General features: G+C 68.1%; 10 protein-coding genes. 7 read left to right on the top strand and 3 right to left on the bottom strand.

From position 1 onward, the window contains the following. Nucleotides 1-12: 12 nt before the first annotated feature. From OQF70_RS01085 to OQF70_RS01075, 3 genes are all read left to right on the top strand, one after another. Nucleotides 13-1,197 (top strand): extracellular solute-binding protein, encoded by a 1,185-nt coding sequence (locus OQF70_RS01085; RefSeq protein WP_280535379.1) that lies wholly within the window; start codon nucleotides 13-15, stop codon nucleotides 1,195-1,197. Nucleotides 1,198-1,200: 3 nt separating this feature from the next. Further along, nucleotides 1,201-2,334, top strand: coding sequence for an ABC transporter ATP-binding protein (locus OQF70_RS01080; protein WP_280535378.1), 1,134 nt, complete (start codon nucleotides 1,201-1,203; stop codon nucleotides 2,332-2,334). Nucleotides 2,335-2,502: 168 nt separating this feature from the next. Beyond that, on the top strand, nucleotides 2,503-4,002 hold the full coding sequence (locus tag OQF70_RS01075; protein ID WP_280535377.1) for an aldehyde dehydrogenase family protein: 1,500 nt from the start codon (nucleotides 2,503-2,505) through the stop codon (nucleotides 4,000-4,002). A gap of 98 nt (nucleotides 4,003-4,100) precedes the next feature. Here the strand turns inward: OQF70_RS01075 and OQF70_RS01070 are convergent, their stop codons facing one another. The 3 genes from OQF70_RS01070 to leuS all read right to left on the bottom strand — a co-directional run bounded on the left by OQF70_RS01070 (nucleotide 4,101) and on the right by leuS (nucleotide 8,359). Then, complete coding sequence (locus tag OQF70_RS01070; protein WP_280535376.1) at nucleotides 4,101-4,559, bottom strand: Hsp20/alpha crystallin family protein; 459 nt, start codon at nucleotides 4,557-4,559, stop codon at nucleotides 4,101-4,103. A 136-nt stretch (nucleotides 4,560-4,695) separates the two neighbouring features. Next, nucleotides 4,696-5,517 (bottom strand): prephenate dehydratase, encoded by an 822-nt coding sequence (pheA, locus tag OQF70_RS01065; protein WP_280535375.1) that lies wholly within the window; start codon nucleotides 5,515-5,517, stop codon nucleotides 4,696-4,698. An 85-nt stretch (nucleotides 5,518-5,602) separates the two neighbouring features. Continuing rightward, nucleotides 5,603-8,359: a leucine--tRNA ligase gene (leuS, locus tag OQF70_RS01060; protein WP_280535374.1), complete on the bottom strand. Its 2,757-nt coding sequence runs from the start codon at nucleotides 8,357-8,359 to the stop codon at nucleotides 5,603-5,605. Between the two features lie 149 nt (nucleotides 8,360-8,508). Between leuS and OQF70_RS01055 the strand changes: the two genes are divergently transcribed. From OQF70_RS01055 to nucS, 4 genes are all read left to right on the top strand, one after another. Next, nucleotides 8,509-8,976, top strand: coding sequence for a DUF2085 domain-containing protein (locus OQF70_RS01055; protein WP_280535373.1), 468 nt, complete (start codon nucleotides 8,509-8,511; stop codon nucleotides 8,974-8,976). 154 nt (nucleotides 8,977-9,130) lie between these two features. Then, nucleotides 9,131-9,751, top strand: a complete 621-nt coding sequence (locus OQF70_RS01050; protein ID WP_280535372.1) for a TM2 domain-containing protein — start codon at nucleotides 9,131-9,133, stop codon at nucleotides 9,749-9,751. A 118-nt stretch (nucleotides 9,752-9,869) separates the two neighbouring features. Further along, nucleotides 9,870-10,064 (top strand): cold-shock protein, encoded by a 195-nt coding sequence (locus tag OQF70_RS01045; protein ID WP_021075115.1) that lies wholly within the window; start codon nucleotides 9,870-9,872, stop codon nucleotides 10,062-10,064. Nucleotides 10,065-10,252: 188 nt separating this feature from the next. Continuing rightward, entirely contained in the window at nucleotides 10,253-11,122 is an 870-nt protein-coding gene (gene nucS / locus OQF70_RS01040) for an endonuclease NucS (protein ID WP_280535371.1), read from the top strand. Nucleotides 11,123-11,167: the final 45 nt, after the last annotated feature.

Below are 11,167 nucleotides of genomic sequence, written 5' to 3'. Positions count from 1 at the left end.
CGGTGATAACTGATGACACGACACCAACAAAGCGATCGACGGACGTTCCTCCGAACGACCGGCGCCCTTTCGGCCGGCGCGCTCGCCGGGCTTGCGGGTTGTTCCGGCAACGGCGGCGGGAACGGCAACGGGAGCGGGAACGGTAACGACGGCGGGAACGGTAACGGGAGCGGGAACGGTGGCGGCAATGGAAACGGCGGTGGCGAGATCGAGGACGAACTCGCCGTCTTCCAGTGGACCGACTACTGGCACGACGGGTTCATAAGCGGTTTCGAGGAGGAGTACGACGTCTCGGTCTCGGTCTCGAACTACGGCTCCAACGAGGAGATGTTCAACGCCCTCCAGGCCGGCGGGACCGGCCAGTACGACGTCATCTTCCCGAGCGACTACATGGTCAACGTCCTCCACGATCAGGAGATGATCCAGCCACTCGATCTGGATGCCCTCTCCAACTTCGAGAACCTCTCCGATCAGTTCCGGAACGCACCGTATGACCCCGGCGAGCAGCGGTTCTCCGCACCCTACCAGTGGGGAACCTCCGGGATCGCCTACAACGAGAACATGGTCGGAGACGTCGACGTCTCCTCCTGGGAGACGATGTGGAACGAGGAGTTCGCCGGCCAGATGTCGATGCTCGACGACGTCCGCGAGACGATGGGCGCGGCCCTGAAACACCTCGGCTACTCACTCAACACGACCGACGAAAGCGAGATCGAGGAGGCCAAGGAGCTGTTGATACAGCAGAAGGATCTTCTGTCGACCTACGACTCCACGAACTTCCCGACGAACCTCATCAACGAGCAGATGAGCCCGGTCCACGCCTGGTCCGGCGGCGCCTTCCAGGCCTACTGGGAGACCTTCGAGGACGGGAGTTCGCCGATCAACTACGTCATTCCCGAGGAGGGAAGCGTCGTCTGGGTCGACACCGCGGCGATCACGGCGGAGGCCGAGAACGTCAACGCGGCACACGCGTTCATCGACTACTTCCTCGACGCGCAGGTCGGTGCGGAGATCACGAACTACACCTACTACGGCAGCCCGAACGAGGCGGCCGAGGAGTACATCTCCGAGGACGTCCTGAACAACGAATCGATCTACCCGCCCGAGGAGATCATGGAGAACCTCGAGTACATCCAGAACATCGGACAGGCCACCACGCTCTACGACGAGGCCTGGCAGGAGATCAAGACGGCGTAATCGATGACGATGTACGACGTCCGGATGGAGGGGGTGACGAAGCGGTTCGACGACGTGGTCGCGGTCGACGACGTCGACCTGTCCGTGGAATCCGGGCAATTCCTGACCCTCCTCGGTCCGAGTGGCTGCGGCAAGACGACCCTGCTTCGGTGTATCGACGGGTTCGAGACGCCGACGGAGGGGACGGTGTACATCCAGGACGAGGACGTGACGTACGTTCCGCCGTTCGAACGGGACACGAGCATGGTCTTTCAGTCGTACGCCCTGTTCCCGCACATGACCGTCGGCGAGAACGTCGCCTTCGGCCTCCAGATGCAGGGTGTCAACGCTGACGGCGGTGCCGACCGCGGCGGGGTCGGGAACTCGCTGAAACGGCTCTTCACCCGGGAATCTAACGAGGAGATCGACGCCCGCGTCTCGCGGATGCTCGAGCTCGTCGAGCTCCCTGGGACCGAGGACCGGGCGGTCAGCGAGCTCTCGGGTGGACAACAGCAGCGGATCGCGTTGGCCCGGGCGCTCATCACCGAGCCGACCGTCCTGCTGCTGGATGAACCGCTCGGTGCGCTCGATCTGAAGCTCCGGAAGAACATGCAGGTCGAGTTGAAGAACCTCCAGGAGGAGCTCGAGACGACCTTCGTCTACGTGACCCACGACCAGGAGGAGGCGCTCACGATGTCCGACCGGATCGCGGTGATGAACGACGGGCAGATCGAGCAGCTCGGCACGGCGACGGAGATCTACGAGGAGCCCGCGACGGAGTTCGTCGCCGACTTCATCGGCGAGACGAACCTGATCCGCGGCACGTACGGCGAGACCGACGACGGCGCCGTGATCGAACGCGACGGCACGCGCTTCCACGTCTCGCGCGATCCCGGGGCGGGCACGAGCGCCGCCTTCGCGATCCGCCCCGAGAAGATCCGCGTCGGCGCCGACGCCGACGGCCTCGAGAACGCCTTCGAGGGGGAGATCGTCGATGAGATCTACAAGGGGAACCTCGGCAAGTACGTCGTCGAGCTCGACACCGGCGACCGGCTGACCGTCGATATGCAGATCCGCGACCAGGGTGGATCGCTGCGACGCGGCGAGACCGTCCGTCTCGGCTGGGCCGCCGACAACTGCGTCGTCCTCACCGAATAGAGCGAATCGCCCACGACTCGACGGGGACGAACCGCTCCCGACGATCGAGGCGAACGCCCCCGCCGATCGAGACGGGACCCGGACGACCGGGACCGACACCCTCGACGAGACGAACCGCTACGGAACCGATTCAACTGCGAGACCGCGACGACACACGACACGATACGGATGCACTACACAGGCACGCTACAGGAGACGCACGCACAGGCACGCGAGGACATCGACCGCGAGTTCGGCGCCGTCATCGACGGCGAGACGCGGTCGGCGGCCTCCGGTGAGACGTTCGAGCCGACCGATCCCGCCGTGAACGAGCCGATCGCCACGGTCCCCAGCTGCGACGCGACCGACGTCGAGGCCGCCGTCGAGGCGGCCGACGCGGCCGCCGACGAGTGGGGCGGAATGGACGCGAGCGACCGGGGCGACCTGATCCGCGAGTGGGTCGCCGCGATGCGCGACAACCTCGACGAGTTCGCGCTGCTCGGGGCCCTCGAGGTGGGAAAACCGCTCGAGTTCGCCCGCGCGGACGTCGAGAACGGGCTCGACTTCTTCGAGTACTACGCGAGCGTCGCAGTCGCCGAGACGGGCGAGTACGTCCCGACCGGCGACGACTCCCACACGTACGTCCGCCGGGAGCCCTACGGCGTCACCGGCCAGATCCTGCCGTGGAACTACCCGATCCTCCTGATGGGCTGGAAGGTCGGCGCCGCTCTCGCGGCCGGCAACACGGCGGTCGTGAAGCCGCCGAGTCCGGCGCCGCTGTCGGTCATTCTGGCCGGCCAGCTCGCCGCCGAGACGCTGCCGGACGGCGTGGTGAACGTCGTCCCCGGCTCGGGATCCGCGGTCGGCGACCCGCTCATCGATCATCCCCGCGTCGGGAAGATCTCCTTCACCGGCTCCGTGCCGGTCGGTCAGGCGATTATGCGCACTGCCGCGGACACGGTCACGCCGGTCACGCTCGAGCTCGGGGGGAAAAATCCCTTCATCGTCTTCCCGGACGCCGACGTCGAGGAGGCGGCCGCCACCGTGGCGACGGGTGGGATGTACAACGCCGGCCAATCGTGTGACTCGGCGACCAGAATCCTGGTTCACGAGGACCTCAAGGAGGAGTTCCTCGAGGCCTACCTCGACGAGCTCGACGGGTGGGAACCCGGCGATCCGCTCACCGAGGGAACCACGATGGGACCGCTCGCCTACGACGGCCACTTCGATGACGTCGACGACTACGTCGACCTCGGCCGCGAGGAGGGTGCGACGCTGCTCCGCGGCGGTCCCCTCGAGGACGATGACCACGCCGGTGGCGCCTTCTACCGACCCACGGTCTTCGACGACGTCGATCCCGAGATGCGGATCGCCCAGGAGGAGGTGTTCGGGCCGGTCCAGTTCGTCTTCGAGTTCAGCGACTACGAGGAGGCGATCGAGATCGCCAACGACGTCGATTACGGGCTCACTGCCGGCATCGCGACCGGAAATCCCTCGGTTGCCCACCGCGCGGCCGCCGACGTCGAGGCCGGCAGCGTCTGGGTGAACCGCTACTTCGGCACCGTTCCCGGGACGCCCTTCGGCGGGTTCAAACAGTCCGGCTTCGGCCGTGAGTGTGCCGCCCAGGCGATCGAGGAACACCAGCGCGCGAAGTCGGTCAATATGGCGATCGACGAGCCGCCGTACTAGCGAATATTCTTCGCTAACTGGATCAAAAACCGAAACATATTCGACCACCGTCGGTGCGGGACGATTCGACGAGCGTCCGACGCCCGACGACCCGACCGCTATTCGACGTCGATCCGATGACCGCCAGCGTCGACGTCGGTCTTCGGAAGCTCGACCGTCAGCACCCCGTTGGTGTACGTCGCCTCCGCCGCCGTCTCGTCGACGTCGCTCGGGAGCCGGACCCGGCGGGAGACTGACCGGCGACGTCGCTCGCGCCGGTGATACTCGAGCGCGTCCTCATCGTCGACGTTGCGTTCGACCGACTCGTCGTGCTCGGCCGCGATCGTGAGCGTTCGGCCGGACGCCGTGACGTCGATGTCGTCGCGGTCGTACCCTGGCAGGTCCGCGGTGACGGTGACCGCCGATTCGTCCTCGGCGACGTCGACGGAGATCTCCCGTCCGAGGCCCGACTCCAGGTCGCCGAAGCCGGCCTCGAGGTCGCCACCGATCCGTTCGAACTCGCGGTTCATCCGCTCGAACAGCCGTTCCATCTCCTCGAAGGGGTCTCGGCGCGTCATACGGTCGATCGTAGGTCGTCGATCGACTTGAACGTTGCCGGCGTCCTCGCCAAGGGGTGTGGGATCTGTCGGGGAGTCGGAGAAACGGGAGACGGGAGTTCGCGAGATGGGAGCCGGGGACGGGAGACGGATCCGGTCACACCACGTGCGTCGTGTCGTAGGACCCCAGCACGCGTACCCAGCCGTTCTCGGCGATCGCCTCGAGCGTCTCGAGGGCGTCCTTCGTGCGCGGTTCATAGAGGCCGGCCTCGACGTCGAAGTGGAACAGGTAGTCGCCGAGGCGATTGCCGCTCGGGCGCGACTCCACCCGCGAGAGGTTCACGTCCCGGTCGGCGAACGCCTCGAGCATCTCGAGGAGGAGCCCGGGGTAGTTCGCGTCCGGATAGACGATGAGGGTCGTCTTGCCGCCGGCCTCGCTGCGTGCGGACTCGGGGGCGATGACGAGGAAGCGGGTCGCGTTCGAGGAGCGGTCCTGGATGTCCTCGGCGAGGATCCGGAGGCTCGTCCCGTCGCCGTCGAGCGGCTCGGCGTTATCCGGGTGGCCGATCCCGGCGACGCGGGCGTCCTCGCGGGCGCGCTCGACCCCGCGGGCCGTGGAGGCGACCGCCTCCCGGTCGACCTCGGGATACTCCCGCTCGAGGAACGAGCGACACTGCGCGAGCGCCTGCGAGTGGCTCGCGACCACGTCGAAGTCCTCCGCCTGCGCCAACAGGGCGTGCCGGATCGGCGTCACGATCTCCTGCACGACCGCGACCTCCTCGTCGGCCAGCGCGTCGAGGCTCTCGGTGACGGACCCCTCGATGCTGTTCTCGATCGGGACGACGCCGCGGTCGAAGGAGCCCGCCGAGACCGACTCGACGATCGCCGTGACCGATTCGCGGAACGCCACGTCGTCTGCGACGGCCCGCGCGGCCCGGTGGGAGTAGGTGCCGGCGGGACCCAGCGTGACAACGTTCATCGTCCGGGATAGCCCGGCGCCGCTGAAAAGCGTGCCGGAGCGGCGGTGTCCGAGACGTGGATCGACCCCGCTTCCCCCTCGATCGCTACTCCGTGATGTCGATCGCCGGTCGCCCGGGCTCCGCGTTGCGCGCGACGTCGGCGGCCGCGTCCTCGGCGCGGACGACCCGCACCGGCGCGTCGAACTCCCGCTCGATCAGCCAGGCGGCCGCCCGGAGGGCGTCGTATTCGGCGTCCCCGCGCAGGGTCATCGAGAGCGCCTCGCGCTCGGCCTGGAGGTCCTGGCCGTACGCGGCCGCGGCGTCGCCCTGGTCGCGGATGTGGTCCTCGGCCATCAGTTCGCCGATCAGGTTGTCGGCGTCGCTGTCGATCGCGATCTCGAGGGCGTCGTACTTCCAGTCGGGGGCGACCACGACGTCGATCGACTCGGGATCCTCGATGCCGGCGACGTCGATGATCTGTCGGACGTCCTCGCGGGTGTTCTCGACGAGTCGCCGCCGTTTTCGAACCGTCTCGCGGTCGACCGACGCCTCGGGCCACTCGGCGGCGAGCACGACGCCCTCCTCGACGGCCGCCTCGGCGTCGGCGTCGTCGCTCGGATCCGCGCCCTGTAACTGCGCGTACAGCTCCTCGGCGAGGTGCGGCGTCACGGGCGCAAGCAGCCGGACCGCCGCCGAGAGGCCGCGGCCGAGGACCGCCGGATCCGGATCGTCGACGGCGTCGGCGTAGCTGCGGAGCGTGCGGACGAGCTCCTGGGCCTCCCGCAGCGCGACGTTAAAGGTGAGATCCTCGTACTCCGCCGTGGCGATGGCGATCGCGGCGTCGACCTCATCGGTCACGTACGCGGCGATCGGATCGTCGTCGGCGTCGATGTCGCCATCGGTGCCAGCGTCCGCTCCCGCCGCCGTCGCGTCCGCCGCCACGATCGCGTCGGCGTGGTCCTCGACGAGCGCCTTGAGCCGGGCCAAAAAGCGGTTCGTCGAACGAACGCCCTCCTCCGACCAGTCGAAGTCGCGTTCGGGCTGGGCCGCCTGCATCATGAACAGCCGGGCCGTGTCGGCGCCGTACTCCTCGACGATCCGCTGGGGGGAGACGACGTTCCCCTTCGACTTCGACATCTTCTCGCCGTCGAGCTGGACCATCCCCTGTGCGAGCAGGTTCTCGAACGGTTCGCGGTGGTCCAGTCCCTCGTGGTCGGCGAGCACCTTCGTGAAGAACCGGGAGTACAGCAGGTGCATCACCGCGTGCTCGATCCCGCCGACGTACTGGTCGACGGGCATCCAGTCGTTCGCGCGCTCGAGGTCGAACGGCGCCTCCTCGAGGTCGGGCGAGACGTACCGCAGCGGGTACCACGAGGAGTCGACGAAGGTGTCCATCGTGTCGGTCTCCCGCTCGGCCGGGGCGCCACACTCCGGACAGGTCGTTTCCGTCCACTCCTCGGCGGCGTCGAGGGGGTTGCCGGTGGTGTTGATGAACTCGGGGAGCTCGACGGGGAGGTCCTCCTCGGGGACCATCACCGGGCCGCAGTCCTCACAGTGGACGACCGGGATCGGGGTGCCCCAGTAGCGCTGCCGGGAGATGCCCCAGTCGCGCAGCTGGTACTGGGTCGCCTCGCTGGCGCTCCCGATGTCCTCGGTCAGCCGGTCGCGGGCCGTCTCGCTGTCGAGGCCGTCGTACTCGCCGGAGTTGATGAGGACGCCGTCCTCGGTGAACGCCGCCTCCTCGACGTCGGGAACGGTCGGGTCCGTCCCCTCCGCACCCCCGGAGTCGGGTTCGGGCGCGATCACCGGCCGGATCTCGATGTCCTTCTTCTCGGCGAAGGCGTGGTCGCGCTCGTCGTGGGCGGGGACCGCCATCAGCGCGCCGGTGCCGACGTCCGAGAGGACGAAGTCGGCGACGTAGACCGGGATCGACTCGCCCGTCACGGGGTTCGTGGCGGTCAGCCCCGTCGCGACGCCGTTCGGCTCGTCGCCCTCGGGGTCGGCTTCCTCCTCGATGAACCGGCGGACGTCGGCGTCCGTCTCGGCGAGGTCCTCGCTGATCGGGTGGTCGGGCGCGAGCGCGAAGAAGGTCGCGCCGTGGATCGTGTCGACCCGGGTGGTGAACGCCTCGACGTCGCCGTGTCCCTCGATCTCGAAGGACAGCTCCGTCCCGTGTTGGCGGCCGATCCAGTTGCGCTGCATCTGCCGGACCGAGTTGGGCCACCCCTCGAGGTCGTCGATCGCCTCGAGGAGCTCGTCGGCGTACTCGGTGATCCGCAGGAACCACTGATCGAGCTCCCGGGTTTCGACCGGCGTGTCACACCGCCAGCACAGCTCCGCCTCGCCCTCGACCTGCTCGTCGGCGAGGACGGTCTCACAGGAGGGACACCAGTTCACCTCGGCGTCCCGGCGCTCGACCAGCCCCTCCTCGTGGAATCGGGTGAACAGCCACTGGTTCCACCGGTAGTAGTCGGGCGTGCAGGTGGTGATCTCCCGGTCCCAGTCGTAGCCGAACCCCATCGACTGCATCTGGCCCTTCATCGTCTCGATGCAGTCGAGCGTCCAGTCGCGCGGGTTCGTGTCGCGCTCCTTGGCGGCGTTCTCGGCGGGCAGCCCGAAGGCGTCCCATCCCATCGGGTGGAGGACGTCGTCGCCGCGCAGCCGGCGGTAGCGCGCGTACGCGTCCGTGATCGTGTAGTTCCGGACGTGCCCCATGTGCAGCTTCCCCGAGGGGTACGGGTACATCCCGAGCACGTACGTCGGGTCCGCGACGTCGTCGGGTGTCCGATACGCGTTCGCCGCCTCCCACGCGTCCTGCCACCGGCGCTCGATCACCGTGTGGTCGTATCCCTCGTCGGTCATCTGTTTATAGACGCGTGGTGGCGTCTCCGTCGTATACCTTTCCATCCGCGGGGAGGACGGTCCGCCAACGCGCCCGATCCGTCCGTAGCTTTCGCGGCCGTTCCCGACCGGTCCGTAGCCTTTTGCCGGTCGCTGCCGTCGACCCCGACGTGGATCGTGACGTCCTCGGACGTGAACTGCGCGCCGGGATCGCCGAGACGCGTCGCTATCTCCTGTCCCACCACGAACCGGCGGAGTACGACCGCTGTCACCGGGTCTCGATCGGTTCGCGGACGATACGGCTGTGCGCGCGCTGTTCCGGGATCTATCCCGGGATCGCGGCTGGTGTCGGCCTGGGAATCGGCGGGTGGCTTCAGGGACCGATCGGTCTCCTCGTGATCGCGGTTCTCCCGATCGCCGCCCTCGTCGATTGGACGCTCACCGCGGGTCGGTCCGATGCGGGATCCAACTGGGTCCGCACCACGACGGGGCTCCTGCTGGGGATCGCGTATGGATTCGGACTACACCGGCTTCTCCTCGGCGGCGATCGTCGGATCCTGGCGATCGGGACCGGATACGCCGTCGCCGTCTTGGCAGTGCTCTGGCTCCATCGTGGATCCCCCGTCGGGACGTCCTGAGGGGATTCAGTTCCGTCGGTCCGTCCGGTTCGACGTCCGTTCGACTGCTTCGACATCCGTTCGACCACTTCGATGTCCGTCCGACCAGCTCGGCGGTCGAAACCGCCATCGGCCGTCACATAGTTATAAATATCCCCGGAAACACCTCGAAACTATGCCAGGTCCCACTGACGACGATTCGAACCGTGACCGACGATCGCGATCCGACGAGTCGGACGACGACGACGATCGAGTTGCCCCTGCCGGCGATGGCCCCGACGACGCGGGATGGGAGGACTCAGACGATCGCGGTGCGGATCGGACCGGTCGCCGCGACGCGGATGACGGTGGTGCCGCCGGCCGGAACGGCGGTCGAAGCCCGGAGCCGAACGCACAGGCTGGCCCCAACGGACAGGCTGACCCCAACGGACAGCCCGGTCCCAACGAACAGTTCTGTTCGAGCTGCGGGACCATCATCAAGAAGCAGGCCGAGATCTGTCCGGAATGTGGCGTCCGGCAGGGCGGTGCGGCCGCTGGCGGCGCCGGCGGTGCAGCCGGGGGCGCCCCGGCGGGCGGTGCCGGCGCGGCCAGGAGTTCCAAGGACCGCACGACTGCGGGGATCCTTGCCCTCCTCCTCGGCGGGATCGGGGCACACAAGTTCTATCTCGGCGAGAACGGGATGGGACTGCTGTACCTCTGTTTCTCCTGGACGTTCATCCCGGCCATCATCGGGTTCATCGAGGGGATCCTCTATCTCACCAAGACCGACGAGGAGTTCCAGCGGCAGTACGTGTAGGGAACGGAACGGCGAATCCAGGCACCGCTAGCCGACGAGACGCCCCATCACGCCCGGTTCCGTCGGCGTCGCCGAATACACAACCCTTATGTCCGATACTGGCGTTTGTGCGGGTGCAATGTCTACCGGAACGGTTGACTTCTTCAACGACACTGGCGGCTACGGCTTCATCTCGACTGAGGACGCGGACGACGACGTCTTCTTCCACATGGAGGACATCGGCGGCCCCGATCTCGAAGAGGGACAGGAAGTCGAGTTCGAGATCGAGGACGCCCCCAAGGGCCCGCGCGCGACGAACCTTACCCGACTGTAAGGTCGATCGGCGATCTCACCGACGCATCGGCACACGGCTGCGTTTTCCGTTTTCTCACCCGGACAGCGGCGCCGCCGTCGCGTCGTGACCCGACGGCGTCATCCCGATCGGCGCCCGATGCGACGGGTTCCCGATCGACGCCCGACCGGGCGGCGCCCTTTTGACTGCGCGCCGCCTAGCCGTCGGCCGTGTCCGTCACGACCCGCCACGACCCGAGCCATCGGGAGGCGCTGTGGGAACTCGAGTCCGCCTTCGACCGCGGCGCGCTGATCACCGTCTTCGGCACCTGCAGCGTCGAGTATCGCGGTCGTGCCGCATCCTCGCTCGGCCCGGGTGACCGGCTCCTCATCCTCAAGCCGGACGGCGCGGCGCTCGTCCACACCGACGAGCAGCGAACCCCGGTCAACTGGCAGCCGCCCGGATCGACCCACCACGCCGCCGTCCGTGACGGGCGGCTTCGGGTCCGGTCGGAACGGTCCTCGCCCGACGAGACGCTCATCGTGCGGTTCTCGACGGTCCACCAGCTCTCAGCGATGGCGGTGACCGGCGGCCGTGACCTGGCGGTCACCGGCAGCGAGGCGGACCTCCGGCGGCGGATCCTCGAGGATCCCACCCTGATCGAGCCGGGCTTCGAGCCGACCGCGATCGAACGCGACAGCGCCGCCGGCCCGATGGACGTCTTCGGCGTCGACGCCGCCGGGACGCCGGTCGTTCTCGAGTTGAAACGCCGGCGTGTCGGGCCGAGCGCCGTCAGCCAACTCGGCAGGTACGTCGACGCCGTCGCCGAGGAACGGTCCGCGGCCGACTCCGAGGACGACGACCCGGACGCGGCCGACTCCGGGACCGCCGCCGACGCATCCGACACGGACCGGGTTCGCGGGATCCTCGTCGCACCCTCGATCACCGACCGGGCGGCGGAACTGCTTGCCGATCGCGGGTTCGAGCACGTCGCGCTCGACCCTCCGGCCCCGGCCGGCGACGACGGAGGCGCTGACGACGTCGGCGTTGACGACGCGGACGCCGACGACGCGGACGCCACCGACGCGCCGTCCTCGTGACGTCGGGGACACGGTTCATCGGGGGATCCGACGGCGCGGGGACGC

This window comes from Halopenitus sp. POP-27, from assembly GCF_029889855.1.
GTDB lineage: Archaea > Halobacteriota > Halobacteria > Halobacteriales > Haloferacaceae > Halopenitus > Halopenitus malekzadehii.
Note: the sequence above shows the minus strand (reverse complement) of the source record. Positions and strands in the feature narration are given on the sequence as shown.